At 66.8% G+C, this 15,941-nt stretch carries 16 protein-coding genes; 14 read left to right on the forward strand and 2 right to left on the reverse strand.

The features are described from left to right. Window positions 1-53: 53 nt before the first annotated feature. The 6 genes from BLS34_RS00100 to BLS34_RS00125 all read left to right on the forward strand — a co-directional run bounded on the left by BLS34_RS00100 (window position 54) and on the right by BLS34_RS00125 (window position 5,294). On the forward strand, window positions 54-1,691 hold the full coding sequence (locus tag BLS34_RS00100) for a GMC family oxidoreductase (protein ID WP_211228846.1): 1,638 nt from the start codon (window positions 54-56) through the stop codon (window positions 1,689-1,691). An 11-nt stretch (window positions 1,692-1,702) separates the two neighbouring features. After that, window positions 1,703-2,728 carry an NADP-dependent oxidoreductase gene (locus tag BLS34_RS00105; protein WP_093147276.1) on the forward strand — a complete coding sequence of 342 codons (1,026 nt, stop codon included), beginning with the start codon at window positions 1,703-1,705 and terminating at the stop codon, window positions 2,726-2,728. After that, window positions 2,721-3,194 (forward strand): MaoC family dehydratase, encoded by a 474-nt coding sequence (locus BLS34_RS00110; protein WP_093147279.1) that lies wholly within the window; start codon window positions 2,721-2,723, stop codon window positions 3,192-3,194. The genes BLS34_RS00105 and BLS34_RS00110 overlap by 8 nt, the downstream gene beginning before the upstream one ends. A 103-nt stretch (window positions 3,195-3,297) precedes the next feature. Further along, window positions 3,298-4,362, forward strand: coding sequence for a PAS domain-containing sensor histidine kinase (locus tag BLS34_RS00115; RefSeq protein ID WP_093147280.1), 1,065 nt, complete (start codon window positions 3,298-3,300; stop codon window positions 4,360-4,362). Between the two features lie 133 nt (window positions 4,363-4,495). Continuing rightward, on the forward strand, window positions 4,496-4,858 hold the full coding sequence (locus BLS34_RS00120) for a response regulator (protein ID WP_028792971.1): 363 nt from the start codon (window positions 4,496-4,498) through the stop codon (window positions 4,856-4,858). 43 nt (window positions 4,859-4,901) lie between these two features. Beyond that, entirely contained in the window at window positions 4,902-5,294 is a 393-nt protein-coding gene (locus BLS34_RS00125; protein WP_175474048.1) for a VOC family protein, read from the forward strand. A 126-nt stretch (window positions 5,295-5,420) separates the two neighbouring features. Here BLS34_RS00125 and BLS34_RS00130 read toward each other — a convergent pair whose 3' ends face one another. Further along, window positions 5,421-5,618 carry a CsbD family protein gene (locus BLS34_RS00130; RefSeq protein WP_093147284.1) on the reverse strand — a complete coding sequence of 66 codons (198 nt, stop codon included), beginning with the start codon at window positions 5,616-5,618 and terminating at the stop codon, window positions 5,421-5,423. 233 nt (window positions 5,619-5,851) lie between these two features. Between BLS34_RS00130 and BLS34_RS25760 the strand changes: the two genes are divergently transcribed. Continuing rightward, entirely contained in the window at window positions 5,852-6,007 is a 156-nt protein-coding gene (locus BLS34_RS25760; RefSeq protein WP_156907184.1) for a hypothetical protein, read from the forward strand. A 105-nt stretch (window positions 6,008-6,112) separates the two neighbouring features. Here BLS34_RS25760 and BLS34_RS00135 read toward each other — a convergent pair whose 3' ends face one another. After that, on the reverse strand, window positions 6,113-7,270 hold the full coding sequence (locus BLS34_RS00135) for an NADH:flavin oxidoreductase/NADH oxidase (protein ID WP_093147286.1): 1,158 nt from the start codon (window positions 7,268-7,270) through the stop codon (window positions 6,113-6,115). Between the two features lie 213 nt (window positions 7,271-7,483). Here BLS34_RS00135 and BLS34_RS00140 point away from each other — a divergent pair, with 213 nt between their 5' ends. From BLS34_RS00140 to glgA, 7 genes are all read left to right on the forward strand, one after another. Further along, on the forward strand, window positions 7,484-8,665 hold the full coding sequence (locus tag BLS34_RS00140; RefSeq protein ID WP_028792975.1) for an acetyl-CoA C-acyltransferase: 1,182 nt from the start codon (window positions 7,484-7,486) through the stop codon (window positions 8,663-8,665). A gap of 25 nt (window positions 8,666-8,690) precedes the next feature. Further along, entirely contained in the window at window positions 8,691-9,890 is a 1,200-nt protein-coding gene (locus BLS34_RS00145) for an acyl-CoA dehydrogenase family protein (RefSeq protein WP_028792976.1), read from the forward strand. Further along, a complete protein-coding gene (locus tag BLS34_RS00150) occupies window positions 9,887-11,017 on the forward strand; it encodes an acyl-CoA dehydrogenase family protein (protein WP_093147288.1) in 1,131 nt (376 codons plus the stop codon). Before BLS34_RS00145 ends, BLS34_RS00150 begins: the two co-directional genes overlap by 4 nt. A 13-nt stretch (window positions 11,018-11,030) precedes the next feature. Then, on the forward strand, window positions 11,031-12,236 hold the full coding sequence (locus BLS34_RS00155; RefSeq protein ID WP_093147290.1) for an acyl-CoA dehydrogenase family protein: 1,206 nt from the start codon (window positions 11,031-11,033) through the stop codon (window positions 12,234-12,236). A gap of 84 nt (window positions 12,237-12,320) precedes the next feature. Continuing rightward, window positions 12,321-13,028, forward strand: a complete 708-nt coding sequence (locus tag BLS34_RS00160; RefSeq protein ID WP_093147293.1) for a tellurite resistance TerB family protein — start codon at window positions 12,321-12,323, stop codon at window positions 13,026-13,028. 155 nt (window positions 13,029-13,183) lie between these two features. Further along, a complete protein-coding gene (gene glgC / locus BLS34_RS00165; protein ID WP_093148085.1) occupies window positions 13,184-14,455 on the forward strand; it encodes a glucose-1-phosphate adenylyltransferase in 1,272 nt (423 codons plus the stop codon). Next, window positions 14,452-15,921 (forward strand): glycogen synthase GlgA, encoded by a 1,470-nt coding sequence (gene glgA / locus BLS34_RS00170; protein WP_093147295.1) that lies wholly within the window; start codon window positions 14,452-14,454, stop codon window positions 15,919-15,921. Before glgC ends, glgA begins: the two co-directional genes overlap by 4 nt. Window positions 15,922-15,941: the final 20 nt, after the last annotated feature.

Here is a 15,941-nt window from a genome sequence, read left to right on the forward strand (position 1 = left end):
CTCGCATTCCACGAAGCTGCGCGGAAACAAGGGCAGCATGGGAGGGATGGACGATGCAAGCAGCGCAAGGGAACTCGGGCGCGATGGCAGCCGAGGTCGATTTCATCATTGTCGGCGCGGGATCGGCCGGCGCGGCACTCGCCAACCGGCTGACGGAAAGCGGAAAACACAAGGTCCTGCTGCTGGAGGCGGGGGCGGCCAGCCACCCGTACAGCCGCATGCCGGCGAGCTTCGGGCTGCTGATTTCAGACCCGGCGGCCAACTGGTGCTACAAATCCACGCCCGAGCCGGCGACCGCAAACCGGGAAATTGCGGTGCCGCGCGGCAAGCTGCTCGGCGGCTCCTCCTCGATCAACGGACTGGTCTATGTGCGTGGCCAGCCGCTCGACTACGACACCTGGGCTCAGCGCGGCAATCGCGGTTGGAGCTTCGACGACGTGCTGCCGATCTTCAAGCGGATGGAGAATTACGAGCACGGCGCCGACGACATGCGCGCCCAAGGCGGCCCGCTGCATGTCTGCGAGTCCTACGATCAGAGCCCGCTCTACGAGTCGATCTTCCGCGCCGGCGAGGCGATCGGCATCCGCCGCAACCCGGACTACAACGGCGCCGAGCAGGAAGGCTTCGTGCGGACCCAGACCACCATCAAGAACGGGTTCCGGCAGAGCACGGCGGTCGCCTATCTGGAGCCGGCGCGCAAGCGGCCGAACCTGCAGGTCGTCACCGGCGCGCTGGCGACCCGGCTGATCCTGGAGGGCAAGCGCTGCGTCGGCGTGGCCTACCGGATCGCCAACAGCGAGGAAGTCGAGGTCCGCGCCGGGCGCGAGGTCATCGTCTCCTGCGGCGGCGTTGCGGCCCCGCAGCTTCTGGAACTTTCGGGCATCGGCCGGCCGGACGTGCTGAAGCCGCTCGGCATCGAGGTGAAGCACGAGCTCTCGGCGGTGGGCGAGAACCTGCGCGACCACATCAACGCCCGCATGGTCTGGCGGCTGAAGCAGCGTGGCGTGTCCTATAACGAGCGCATGGCCGGGCTGATCCCGCGCGGCTGGCAGTTCCTGCGCTACCTGACCACAAGGCGCGGATTCATGGCGATGCCCTCCGCGCCGATCCTCGGCTTCCTGAAAACCCGGCAGGAGCTTGAGACGCCGGACATCCAGGTCCATGTGATGCCCTATGTCATCCGCGACGCCAAACGCCGCCTGCTGCATGACTGGCCGGGCATGACCATGACCTGCTACCAGTTGCGCCCCGAAAGCCTGGGGACCATCCATGTCCGCTCGTCCGATGCCCGCGAGCATCCGGAGATCCGCTTCAACTTCCTGTCCGACGCGCTCGACCGGCAGACCATGACCGACGGGCTGCGGCTGATCCGCAAGGTGGCGGAGGCCGCACCCATGGATCCGTTGCGCGGCGAGGAGGTGGAACCGGGCAGCGGGGCGACCAGCGACGAGGATCTGCTGAACCACGTGCGCAACACCGCCAACACCGCCTTTCATCCGGTGGGTACCTGCCGCATGGGGCCGGGCGAGGACTGCGTGGTCGATAGCCGCCTGCGGGTGCACGGCATCGCCGGGCTGCGGGTGGCGGACGCCTCCATCATGCCGACCATGGTGTCGGGCAATACCAATGCGGCGGCCATCATGATCGGAGAGAAAGCCTCCGACATGATCCGCGAAGACCATCCGAACTGAGGGATTTCCCCATGAAGAGCACCCAGATCCGTCTTGCCTCCCGCCCTAAGGGCGAGCCCGTGGCCGGCGATTTCGAGAAGGTCGAGATCGATCTTCCCGAGGTCGGGGAGGGGCAGGTGGCGCTGCGCACCATCTACCTGTCGCTCGACCCGTATATGCGCGGCCGGATGAGCGATGCCCGGTCCTACGCCCAGCCGGTGGAGATCGGCGGGGTGATCACCGGCGGCACGGTCTGCCAGGTCGTGCAGTCGCGCGCCGACAAGTTCAAGGAGGGCGATTTCGTGCTCTCCATGTCCGGCTGGCAGAGCGCCGACGTGGTCGACGCCAAGGGCCTGCGCAAGCTCGACCCGGCGGACGCGCCGATCTCGACGGCGGTGGGCGTGCTCGGCATGCCGGGCCTGACCGCCTATGTCGGCCTGCTGGACATCGGCCAGCCGAAGGCGGGGGAGACGGTTGTGGTCTCGGCCGCGTCCGGGGCGGTGGGCTCGGTCGTCGGCCAGCTCGCCCGGATCAAGGGCGCGCGGGTGGTCGGCGTCGCCGGCTCGCCGGAGAAAGTGGCCTTCGTGAAGGACGAACTCGGCTTCGACGCCTGCGTGTCGCACCGCTCCGACAGCTTGAAGGACGACCTGAAGGCGGCCTGCCCGAAGGGCGTGGACGTGTACTTCGAGAATGTCGGCGGCGCCACCCTGGACGCGGCCCTGTCGCTGATGAACCCGTTCGGGCGCATCCCGGTCTGCGGCATGATCTCGCTGTACAACGCCACGTCGCTGGACGGTGGGCCGAGCCGGGCCAGCCTGATGCGGCAGATCCTCACCGACCGTCTGCACATCCAGGGCTTCATCGTCACCGAGCGCTGGGACCGCTTCGGCTCCTTCGTGAAGGAGGTCGGCGGCTATATCCGCTCCGGCGAACTGAAATACCGCGAGGATATCGTGGAGGGGCTGGAGAACGCGCCGGAGACCTTCGTCGGCCTGCTGAAGGGCCGGAATTTCGGCAAGCAGCTCATCCGCGTCTCCGCGGACCCGACCCGTGACTGATCCCCGGAGCTTCGACACCGTCGAGGCGCTGGAGGCCTGTGTCGGCGAAGAACTCGGGGTCAGCGACTGGATCGAGATGTCCCAGTCGCGAATTCTGCGCTTCGCCGACGCGACCGACGACCGCCAGTGGATTCACCTGGACGAGGTCCGGGCCGAGGCGGAGTCGCCCTACGGCACCACGGTCGCCCATGGCTATCTGACCCTGTCCATGCTGCCGCGGATTACGGCGGAGGTGTTCACGCTGAAGCCGAGGGTGGCGGGCATCAACTATGGCCTCGACAAGGTCCGTTTCCTTGCTCCGGTTCCGTCCGACAGCCGGATCCGCGGGCGGGTGGTGCTCGACCGGGTGCTGCGCCAGAAGCCGGACACGATCCGCGTGCACCTGACCGTGACCGTGGAGATCGAGGGCGGCGACAAACCCGCTTGCGTCGCCGAAGCCATCGCCCTGTACATCGTGGCGCCCTGACGAGACCGTATCAGTCCTGGAACCGGCGGCCGGCCTTGAGTGCGATGGTTGCGCTCTGTAAGGATCATCGGCGGTGCTGAAGCATTGGGGGCTGGAGGGAAGCATGCTGGAGGAAAGCCGTATCGCCACGAATACGTGGCGGGTCAGCCCCGACCTGATGTGCATCATCGACCGCGATGGCTGCTTCGCCGCCGTCAACCCGGCATGGACCGCGACGCTCGGGTGGGCGGAGGACGAAATAGTCGGGCAGCCTTACCTTCATTTCCTTCACGCCGGGGACGTTGACCGGTCAAACGGCGCATTCGAGGAGGTGAAGAGCGGCAAACCCGTTCTCCGTTTCGAAAACCGCTATCGCACGACCGACGGCGACTACCGCTGGTTCTCCTGGGTGGCGGTGCCGGAGGGGGAGCATTTCTACTGCATCGTCCGGGATGTCACGGACGAAAAGCAACGCGATGAGGTGATCCAGGCTCAGCGCGACGAGGCGATGCTGAGAGAGCAGTTCCTGGCCGTTCTGGGTCATGACCTGCGCAACCCCCTGTCCTCCGTCATCTCGGGCGTCAATCTGCTGCTGCGCGAAGAGCAGAGCGAGCGCTCGCTCCAGGTTCTGCGGCATATGCAGGCCAGCGGCGCGCGGATGGCCGAACTGGTCACGAACATGATGGACTTCGCGCGGGTCCGGCTCGGCGACGGCATCGGACTGGAACGGGCCGTGATACCGGACTTCGCCGGCGAAGCGGCGGAAATCGTCCAGGAGATTCAGACCGCGTTTGACGGCACGGTGATCGAGCTCACCACCGATATCCGGGGCGAGGTGTATTGCGACGGCCCCCGGATCATGCAGGTCCTGTCCAATCTTCTCGGCAACGCCGTCACCCACGGGGACCCCGGCGACCCGATCCAGGTCGATGCCGTGTTCTCGGATGGCCGGTTGAAGATATCGGTCTGCAACTCGGGACAGCCGATTCCGGCATCGTCCCTCGACACGCTTTACCAGCCGTTCTTCAAGGGCGGCTCGCAGTCCAGTCCGCACGGGCTGGGGCTCGGACTGTTCATCTCGTCCGAGATCGTCTCCGCCCATGGCGGAGAGATCGGTGTCACCTGCGACGAAGACATCGTTTGTTTCAACGTTGACATCCCGGCGCGCAAGCCGGGGGCCGGTCGGTGATATTGACCCGCACACGCCTCGCCGGCGCTGACACGGCGAAGCGTGACGGGTGTTTTTGTGTGAACCGCTAGGAACCCTCGGATCGTAAGGACGTTTATGTACTTGGGGCCGCCGCGCGGCATTAGGGGTTTTAATGACCACCGCTCAAACTGTTCTAATCGTCGAGGACGAATTTCTTATCAGACTGTCGGCATGCGAGACCTTCACCGAAGCCGGATTCGTGGTTTTGCAAGCCGAAAGCGGAGAACAGGCCGTCGAGATCCTGTCCGACGATTCGCAGATCGATGTCGTTTTCACCGATATCCGGCTGGGCGGGGCCTTGACCGGTTGGGACGTGGCGGAAGAGGCCCGGATCAAGCGGCCCGACGTGCGGGTGATCTATGCATCCGGTAACGCGATCGACCCGACGCGGAACGTGAGCGGCAGCCAGTTTTTCGGCAAACCGTACGACCCTGAGGTCATCGTGGATGCGTGCCGTCGGCCGGCGGCACGATGACCGGGCCCGTTCCGCAGGTTCGTACACTCCGGAGGACGCGTCCATGAGCCTGAAGGACAACCACAATCTGGACTACGCCGTGCTGCTCTGCACCGACATGGCGGCGACGCGGCGGTTCTATGAGGAGGTGATGGGGTTCGCGGTCGAGACCGACACGCCGGCATGGGTGAGTTTCCGCATCGGTGCCACGCTGCTGACCCTGCGCCCGCGCGACGGCATGCCGATCTGGCAGGACGGGCCGGCGGTGACGGGATCTGCCTCGGTGCAGCTCGCTTTCCGGGTGCCGCCGCCCTCGGTGGACACCTGCTACCGCGAGCTTCTGGCCCATGGGGTGCCGATCGTACGCGAACCGACGGACCTGCCGAGCTGGCGCCATCGCACCCTGTTCTTCCGGGACCCGGAGAACAACGTCATCGAAATCTACGCCGAGTATTGAGGGTGTTGACCCGCGGTCGAGTTGGCCACGGCACTCTGCGTTCGCGTCAAACAGGCCCTGCAGAGACGGCCCAAGCAGAGAAGGCCGCACAGATGGTGCGGCCCTCCCTCGTTCAGCGCAGGCCGATCAGATCCGGTCTGCCCAGTCGCGCACTTCCTGCTTCGCCTCTTCGCGAGACTTGCCGTAGCGCTGCTGGATCAGGCCTTCCAGCTCTGTCTGGCTGCCCTCGGCCTTGTCGAGTTCGTCGTTGGTAAGGTCGCCCCACTGCTGCTGCGCCTTACCCTTGACGGACTTCCAGTTACCTTTGATTTGATCCCAATTCATGACTTTGCCTCGATATTCGGTGGGGGGTACTGGGAGAACGCAGACCCCCATTTACCGGTTCCCGAGATGGGTAAGTGACGTCAGTCATTTCTCAGGCAGAGGCGAAACCGGTGTTATGCGCGCTATTGTCAGAAGACTTTTAGAATCGTCGAGCTATACATGCCGACGGTCGGGAACCTCTGTCTTGCCCGCGCGTTGCCATCGACAGACGCAACCGTCCGAGAGGCAGAGTCATGGCCGACAAGACAAATCCCCCCGACCATCCGGTCGACCCGCTGCAGCCGGGCACGGTGCCGTTCTCGCGGCCGCCGCGTCCCAAGGCGCCGGATGCCGCCGATGCGGACCACGAGGAGAACCACAAGGACAAGAAGCCGCCGATCGAGCGGTGAGACCGTCCCACGGGTTTCCGGAACGGTGAGAGTCTTCCCCGACACCACTGTTCCGTTCCAGGCGCTGGCGTTCCCCCGACGCCAGCGCTTCTTCGTTTCGGAGCCTTATTCGGCCGCCTGCTCGCGGGCATAGGCGCGCAGCCCCTTGTCCCACTTCTCCAGCCACCAGGCGTACTGGTGCGGCCACTTCTCGAAATCGGGATCGATGTCGAAATGCTGGGCGGCGTGCAGCGGCCAGAACGGGTCGACCAGCGCCTGACGCCCGATGGCGACCAGGTCGGCGCGACCCTCCTGCAGGATCCGCTCGGCCAGATCGGGTTCGCGGATCAGCCCGACCGCCATGGTCTGGATGCCGACCTCCTGCTTGATGCGCTCGGCGAAGGGCACCTGATAGCCCGGGCCGCGCTTCAGGTTGGCGTTGGTGGCACCCTTGGGCGAGTTGCCGCCCGACGAACAGTCGATCACGTCGACCCCGCGCTCCTTCAGCGCCTTGGCAAGCAGCACGCTGTCGTCCATCTCCCAGCCGCCGTCGATGCCATCGACCGAGGAGATCCGCACGAACAGCGGTTTGTCGGCCGGCCAGGCCGCGCGCACCGCCTCGGCCACCTCCAGCGGGAACCGCATCCGCCCCTCGATATCGCCGCCATAGCCGTCGTTCCGCGTGTTGGAGAGCGGCGACAGGAAGGTCTGCAGCAGGTAGCCGTGGGCCATATGGATCTCGACCAGCTCGAACCCGGCATCCAGTGCCCGCTTGGCGGCGTCCGCGAAGTCCTGCTTGGTCTGCTTCAGATCGGCGTCGTCCATCATCTTCGGCGTCAGCCAGCCGTCGGTCAGGGCGAGGTCGGAGGGGCCGTAGGGCTGCCAGAGCTTGTCGCCGTTGGCGATCTCCTTCGGGCCGACCGGACCGCCGCCCTCCCAGGGCCGCTGGGTGGAGGCCTTGCGCCCGCCATGGCCGATCTGCACCCCCGGCACCGACCGCTGCTGGCGGATGAAATCGGTGATCGGCCGGAAGCCGTCGACCTGCGCCTGGTTGTACAGACCGGGACAGCCGTTGGTGATTCGCCCGGCCTCGGACACGCCGGTCGCCTCGACGATCACGGCCCCGGCGCCGCCCATGGCGAACTTGCCGTAATGCACCAGGTGATACGCCGTCGGCACGCCGTCCACGGCCGAGTACTGGTCCATCGGCGAGATGACGATGCGGTTGTTCAGGGTTGTCGATCCGATGGTCAGCGGCTCGAAAAGGCGCGGCGATGCGCTCATGAATTCCTCCCGTAGGCTTTTGGCCGAATGCTTCTTGTCGCCAGTGAGGAGACCCCCTGGACGCTGCGCTGACAAGAGGGCGAAACGCCGGAGATCAGGGTTGGCGTTGGCACGATCATGGTTCCCGTGCCACCGTGCGCCTGCTATCGATGCTAGAACCAAATCCCGGCGCCGCTGCCCGGTGTCGAAGGGGAATGTCAGAGGGAGGGCCTCATGCGTGAGGCGGTCATCGTGTCCACTGCCCGGACACCGATCGGCAAGGCGTTTCGCGGCGCTTTCAACAACACCCACGGCGCCGTTCTCGCCGGCCATGCGATCAGCCACGCGGTCGCCCGCTCCGGGCTCGATCCGGCGGAAATCGAGGACGCTATCATCGGCTGCGGCTTGCCCGAAGGGGCGACCGGCCAGAACATCGCCCGCCTCGCCGCCGTGCGCGCCGGCCTGCCGGTCAGCACCGCCGGCACCACGGTGAACCGGTTCTGCAGCTCCGGCCTGCAGACCATCTCCATGGCGGCCCAGCGGGTGATCGTGGACGGCGTGCCGGCCATGGTCGCCGGCGGGGTGGAGTCGATCAGTCTGACCCAGGCTAACCTGAACAAGGTCCACCTGACCGAAGCCTGGTTGATGGAGCACAAGCCGGCGCTGTGGATGTCGATGATCGAGACCGCCGACATCGTCGCCCAGCGCTACGGTGTCAGCCGCGAGGCGCAGGACGCATACGCCGCCGAGAGCCAGCGCCGCACCGCCGCCGCCCAGGCCGAAGGCCGCGTCTCCGAGGAGATCGTGCCGCTGCAGAGCACCATGCTGGTCAAGGACAAGGAGACCGGCGAGGTCAGCGAGAAGACGGTTACCCTGGAGAAGGACGAGGGCAACCGGCCGTCGACCACCGCCGAAGGCCTGGCCGGCCTGGAGCCGGTGCGCGGTCCCGACCAGTTCATCACCGCCGGCAATGCCAGCCAGCTCTCCGACGGCGCGTCGGCCTGTGTGGTAATGGACGCCAAGGAGGCGGAGCGCCGCAACATCGAGCCGCTCGGCATCTATCGCGGTCTGGTGGCCGCCGGCTGTGAGCCGGACGAGATGGGCATCGGCCCGGTCTTCGCCGTGCCGCGCCTGCTGGAGCGGGCCGGGCTTAAGGTCGACGATATCGACCTGTGGGAGCTGAACGAGGCCTTCGCCAGTCAGGTGATCTACTGCCGGGACAAACTCGGCATCCCCAACGACCGGCTGAACGTCAACGGCGGCTCGATCTCCATCGGCCACCCCTACGGCATGACCGGGGCGCGGATGGTCGGGCATGCGCTGATCGAGGGCCGGCGGCGCGGGGCGAAATACGTCGTCACCACCATGTGCGTCGGCGGCGGCCAGGGCGTGGCCGGGCTGTTCGAAGTCGCCTGAGAAGATCGACGAGGAGAAGATGGCCATGGACGTGGTTCTGTCACCCGAGGAGGAGGCCTTCCGCCAGGAGGTCCGCGACTTCCTGAAGGAGAAACTCCCCGCCGATATCGCCGAGAAGACCGGCAACGGCTTCCGCATTTCCAAGGACGATCACGTTCGCTGGCAGAAGATCCTGCACGAGAAGGGCTGGATCGCGCCGAACTGGCCGGTGGAGCATGGCGGCACCGGCTGGACGCCGATGCAGAAGCACATCTTCGATGAGGAATGCGCGCTGGCCGGCGCGCCGATGGTGATCCCGTTCGGCGTGACCATGGTGGCGCCGGTGATCATGAAGTTCGGCAACGAGGCGCAGAAGCAGCGCTTCCTGCCGCGCATCCTCAGCTCCGACGACTGGTGGTGCCAGGGCTACTCCGAGCCCGGCTCCGGCTCCGACCTCGCGTCGCTGCGCACCAAGGCGGTGCTGGACGGCGAGCACTACGTGGTGACCGGCCAGAAGACCTGGACCACCCTGGCCCAGCATGCCGACTGGATGTTCACCCTGGTGCGCACCCAGGACACCGGCAAGCCGCAGGAGGGCATCACCTTCCTGCTGATCGACATGAAGAGCCCGGGGATCAGCGTCCACCCGATCACGACCCTGGACGGCAGCGCCGAGATCAACAGCGTCTTCCTGGAGGACGTCCGCGTACCGGTGGAGAACCGGATCGGCGAGGAGGGCAAGGGTTGGACCTACGCCAAGTATCTGCTCGGTCATGAGCGGACCAGCATCGCCGCGGTGGGCCGCTCCAAGGCGCAGCTGCGCAAGCTGAAGAGCATCGCCCGAACCGAGCTGGCCGGCGGCCGGCCGATCATCAAGGACCCGGATTACGCCCGCCGCCTGGCGCAGATTGAGATCGACCTGCTGTCCCTGGAGAGCCTGGTCCTGCGCACCCTCTATGCCGAGAGCGAGGGCCGGCCGGTCGGAGCCGAGCCGTCCTTCCTGAAGATCAAGGGCACGCAGATCCAGCAGGGCCTGACCGAGCTGCTGATGGAGGCCATCGGCCCCTATGCCGCCCCGTACCAGCCGGAAGCCTTCCGCGACGACGGCTGGAACGAGGAGCCGGTCGGCCCGGATTACGGCCCGGCCCTGGCGCCGCTGTATTTCAACTGGCGCAAGGCCTCGATCTACGGCGGATCGAACGAGATCCAGAAGAACATCCTGGCGAAGATGGTGCTTGGCCTATGAGTTTCACGTTCACCGACGATCAGCGGCAGCTTGCCGACAGCATCGAGCGCTATCTCGCCGACAAGTACGGCTTCGAGCAGCGCAACAGGATCCGCAAGGGCGAGGGCGGCTGGTCGCGCCAGGTCTGGAAGGATTTCGCCGAACTCGGCTGGCTCGCCTTCCCGATCGCCGAGGAGCATGGGGGGCTGGGCGGCTCCACCGTCGATCTGGCGCTGATGATGGAAGCCTTCGGCAAGGCCCTGGTGGTCGAGCCGTTCATCGCCACCATCGTGCTGGGCGCGGAGATCGTCGCCCGGGCCGATCCGGAGCGTGCCGCCGAGATCCTGCCCCAGGTGGCGGCCGGCGAGCGCCTGCTGGCCTTCGCCCATAGCGAGCCGAACAGCCGCTACGACCTGCCGCGGGTCTCGACCATGGCCACCGAGAGCGACGAAGGCTGGATTCTCGACGGGCACAAGGCGGTGGTGTTGCACGGCGACTGCGCCGACACGCTGATCGTCTCGGCCCGCACCGGCGGGCGCGACGACGAGCGCGACGGCATCACCCTGTTCCTGGTGCCCGGCGATGCCGAGGGGCTGACCAAGCGGACTTATCCGACCATCGACGGCATGCGTGGCGCCGATCTGGAATTCGACGGCGTGCGCGTCGGTCTCGACGCGGTGCTGGGCGAGATGGGCAAGGCGCTGGATATCGTCGAAGGGGTCGTGGATCGGGCCAGCGTCGCCCTGGCGGCGGAAGGAGTTGGCGCCATGCAGGCGACCGTCGACCTGACCACCGAGTATCTGAAGACCCGCACCCAGTTCGGCAAGCCGCTTGGCAGCTTCCAGGTGCTGCAGCACCGGGCCGTCGACATGCTGTCGGAGACCCGCTTCGCCCACGCCCTGTGCTACCGCACGGCCGGGCTGATGGACAGCGTGGGCGGGGTGGAGCGCGCCCGCGCCGCTTCGATGATCAAGGCCGAGATCGGCCGCGCCGGCAAGATGGTCGGCGAGGAGGCCGTCCAGCTCCATGGCGGAATGGGCATGACGGACGAGATGGCGGTCGGCCATTATTTCAAGCGGCTTCGGCTGATCGACGTGACCTTCGGCAATGCCGGCCATCATCTGAGCCGCATCGTCGACATGGCATAAGGGAAGGACCTCCATGATCCCCGAGATGAGCGACAAGGCGGCCGAGCTGCGCAACCGCGTGCAGGCCTTCATGGACGAGCATGTCTATCCGGCCGAGCACATCTACGAGGAGCAGGTCGCCGAGGGCGCCAGCCGCTGGTCCGCCCCGCCGATCATGGAGGAGCTCAAGGCCAAGGCGAAGGCCGCCGGGCTGTGGAACATGTTCCTGCCGGAGAGCGATCTCGGCGCCGGCCTGTCCAACCGCGACTACGCCCCGATCTGCGAGGTCATGGGCCGGTCGTCCATGGGCTCGGAGGTATTCAACTGCTCCGCCCCGGATACCGGCAACATGGAGGTGCTGGTCCGCTACGGCACCGAGGAGCAGAAGGCAGCTTGGCTGACACCGCTGCTGAACGGCGAGATCCGCTCAGCCTTCGCCATGACCGAGCCGGCGGTCGCGTCCTCCGACGCCACCAATATCGAGGCGCAGATCACCCGCGAGGGCGACGAGTACGTGATCAACGCCCGCAAGTGGTGGACGTCGGGCGCGCTCGACGAGCGCTGCAAGATCATGATCTTCATGGGCAAGACCGATCCGAACGCGGAGAAGTACCGCCAGCAGTCGATGATCCTGGTGCCGCTCGATACGCCGGGGGTGACGGTGAAGCGGGCGCTGACCGTATTCGGCTACGACCACGCGCCGCACGGCCATGCGGAGGTCACCTTCGAGAACGCCCGGGTGCCGGTCTCCAACGTGCTGCTGGGCGAGGGCAGGGGCTTCGAGATCGCGCAAGGGCGTCTTGGCCCGGGGCGCATCCACCACTGCATGCGGCTGATCGGCCAGGCCGAGCGCGCACTTGAATCGATGAAGGCGCGGGCTCGGTCCCGCGTCGCCTTCGGCAAGCCGCTGTCCGACCAGGGCGCGCTGCGCCACACCATCGCCGAGTGCCGCATCAACATCGATCAGGCCCGCCTCATGGTGCTCTACGCCGCCCATAAGATGGACACGGTCGGCAACAAGGCGGCGCGGCAGGAAATCTCCATGATCAAGGTCATCGCCCCGCGCATGGCCTGCGACGTCATCGACAAGGCGATCCAGGTGCATGGCGGCGGCGGGGTTTCCCAGGACTTCCACCTGGCCCATGCCTATGGCCACAGCCGGGCGCTGCGTCTGGCCGACGGCCCGGACGAGGTGCATCTGGAATCGATCGCCCGGTCGGAGCTGAAGAAGAACGCCTGACCGACGGCATCCGGTCGCTATTGAAAACCGCCGCCCAAATCCCCTTCTCGCCGGTACCGAAATTTCTGGCGAGGTAACGAGGCGATGGACGTACAACGGCTGCTGGATGGGTTCCTGGGCAACGGATCGGGCTCAAAGTCGAAATCCGGGCTCGGCGGAATGGCGGGCGGCCTCGCCAGCAACATGCCAGGCGGCCTGATGGGCGGCGCCGCAGCCGGCGGCCTCGTCGCCGCGCTGCTGAGTTCCAAGAAGGCGCGCAAGCTCGGCGGCAAGGCGCTGACCTATGGCGGCCTCGCGGTGCTGGGCGGCCTCGCCTACAAGGCCTGGAGCGACCATAAGGCCAATCGCCCCGAGGACGCCTCGACAGCGGCCCCCTCGGCGCCGCCGGCGGACAGCGGCTTCGATCCGGCGCGTCTGCGCGACAGCCGGGGCGAGGATTTTCGCCTCACGCTGGTGCGCGCGATGGTCAGCGCGTCGCTGGCCGACGGCCATATCAACGCCGACGAACAGGCGCTGATCGATCAGCAGATCCAGTCGTCCGACCTAGCGGAGGACGAGCGCCGCTTCATCTCCGAGCAACTCGACCGGCCGGCCGATCCGATCGCCATCGCCTCGCTCTGCGCCGACGAACCCCAGGCGACCGAGGTCTACCTGGCCTCCCTGGTGGTGTTGGACCCGGGCGTGCCCGGCGATGCCCGCTACAAGCAGCGGCTGGGCGATGCCCTGCGCCTGCCGGACGACCTGCGGCGCCGGCTGGAGCGCGAGGTGGAGACCGCCCTGGCCGAGGCGTGACAGTGAGGGTCCGTGACCCAGACCCGACCTGCGCAACAGACGGCTGCGGATCTTGTTCGATCGGGGGGTGTACTGCTGACCGTTCGGCCCCACTCTTGTAGAACGAGATCCGCGACGCCGTTCCAGGCAGTCTCGGCGCGCAAGGGGAGGGGATGATGGTCCACACACCGGGGCCGACGAGGCTGGCGCAGCAGTCGATGGCCTTCGTCCTAGCCGGCGGCCGCGGCAGCCGCCTGATGGAACTGACCGACCGGCGGGCCAAGCCGGCGGTCTATTTCGGCGGCAAGAGCCGGATCATCGACTTCGCGCTGTCGAATGCGGTGAATTCCGGTATCCGCCGCATCGCTGTGGCGACCCAGTATCGGGCCCACAGCCTGATCCGCCATCTGCAGCGCGGCTGGAGCTTCTTCCGGGCCGAGCGCAACGAGTTCCTCGACATCCTGCCGGCTTCGCAGCAGTCGGGCGGCGAGAACTGGTATCTGGGTACCGCCGACGCGGTCGCGCAGAACATCGACGTCATCGACAGCTACGAACCCGAATACATCGTCATCCTGGCCGGCGACCACATCTACAAGATGGACTATGAGCGGATGCTCATGCAGCACGTGGAGACCGGCGCGGACGTGACGGTCGGCTGCCTGACGCTGAAGCGGCAGGAGGCGTCGTCCTTCGGCGTCATGGCGGTGGACAACAATTCCCGCATCGTCGACTTCGTCGAAAAGCCGGCCGACCCGCCGCCGCTGCCGGACGATCCGGACAAGGCGCTGGCGAGCATGGGCATCTACGTCTTCAACTGGTCGGTTCTGCGCGAGCTGCTGCTGGACGACGCCGATGATGCGACCTCCAGCCACGATTTCGGCAAGGACATCATCCCCGCCATGGTGAAGGGCGGCGGCGCCTATGCCCATTTCTTCTCGGACAGTTGCGTGATGAGTGGGCTGGAGCCGGCCCCGTACTGGCGCGACGTGGGTACCGTCGATGCGTTCTGGGAGGCGAATATCGACCTGACGGATTTCGTTCCCGGCCTCGACCTGTTCCACGAGGACTGGCCGATCTGGACCTATGGCGAGGTCGTGCCGCCGGCGAAATTCATCCATAACGAGGAGAACCGCCGCGGCCGGGCGGTCAGCTCCATGGTGTCGGGTGGCTGCATCATCTCCGGCTCGAACATCGAGCGCTCGCTGCTGTTCACCAAGTGCCACACCCACTCCTTCTCCGAGCTCTTCGAGGTCGTCGCCCTGCCGAAGGTGGTGGTGAACCGGCACGCCCGGTTGAAGCGGGTGGTGATCGACCGCGGAGTGGAGATCCCCGAGGGCCTGGTCGTCGGCGAGGACCCGGAGGAGGACGCCAGGTGGTTCCGCCGGACCGACGCCGGAACCTGCCTGATCACCCGTCCGATGATCGAGCGGTGGATTGCCGCCCGATGAGAGTGCTTTTCGTCGCCTCGGAATGCGTGCCGCTGGTGAAGACCGGGGGGCTGGCCGACGTGGCCGGCGCCCTGCCCAAGGCGCTGACCTCAAGGGGCGTGGACGTGCGCGTCTTGCTGCCCGGCTATCCCGGCGTGACGGCGCCGTCCGCCGAGGGCGAAGCCGTCTGGCGGGAGGCCGACGTGTTCGGTCAGCCGGCGACGGTCCGCCGCGCGCCGGTCGGCGGCCTCGACGTGCTCGCCCTCGACATGCCGGCGTATTTCGAGCGCGACGGCCTCTACGTCACGCCCGAGGGCGAGGACTGGCCCGACAACCCGTTCCGTTTCGCCGCCCTGTCCTGGGTGGCGGCAGGGATCGCCCGCGACGGGTTGGCGGACGGCTGGCGTCCCGACATCGTCCATGCCCATGACTGGCAGACCGGCCTGGCGCCGCTCTATCTGCAGGACTGGGGGGTGCGCGATGTCGCCAGCATCCTGACCATTCACAACATGTCCTATCAGGGCGTGTGCGAAGCCGAGCTGCGCCGCGACCTCAAGCTACCGGAGACGGGGTTCACCGCCCAGGGCTACGAGTTCTACGGCAAGGTCAATTTCCTGAAGGCCGGTCTGATCCACTCCGACCTGGTGACCACGGTCAGCCCGACCTATGCCCGCGAGCTGGAGAGCCCGGAATTCGGCTGGGGCCTGGAAGGGGTGCTGGCCGCGCGCCAGGAACGGGCGATCGGCATCCTCAACGGGATCGACACCGAGTTATGGGACCCGATGTCCGATCCGGCGGTGCCGTCCTTCACCTCGCGATCCCTCTCCGGTCGCAAGGCAGCGCGCAAGGCCCTGCTGCAGACATTTTCCCTGGATGCCGGTCGTACCGGCCCGCTGTTCGGCGTGGTCAGCCGACTGACCGACCAGAAGGGGCTCGACCTGTTGCTTGGTATCCTGCCGGACATGCTGCGGGTCGACGGGTCCCTGGTCCTGCTGGGCAGCGGCGACCGGCGGCTGGAGCAGGCGTTCCTCACCGCCGCCCGCGACCATGCGGGCTCGGTCGGCGTGCGCATCGGCTATGACGAGGATCTGGCGCACCGGATCTACGCCGGGTCCGACGCGGTCCTGGTGCCGTCGCGCTTCGAGCCCTGCGGGCTGACCCAGATGTACGCGATGCGCTACGGGGCCCTGCCGGTGGTGGCGCGGACGGGGGGGCTGGCGGACACGGTCATCGACGCCAACTCGGCCGCCGTCAGCGCCGGCGTGGCCACCGGCTTCCAGTTCGACCCGGGCTCGCGCGAGGCCTTCGCCAACGCGATCGCCAAGGTCTTCGCGGTGTTCTCCGAACGGTCCCTGTGGCGTCAGATGCAGCGCAACGCCATGCGCCACCCGGTCGGCTGGGACGGCCCGGCGGAACGCTATATCGACCTTTACGCCCGGCTGATGGCGGCGAAGGAAGGAAAGAAGCGGTTCAGTGGCACCCGGTGAGGGGCGGTTTCGCTCCCCAC

It is taken from the genome of Thalassobaculum litoreum DSM 18839 (assembly GCF_900102465.1).
GTDB lineage: Bacteria > Pseudomonadota > Alphaproteobacteria > Thalassobaculales > Thalassobaculaceae > Thalassobaculum > Thalassobaculum litoreum.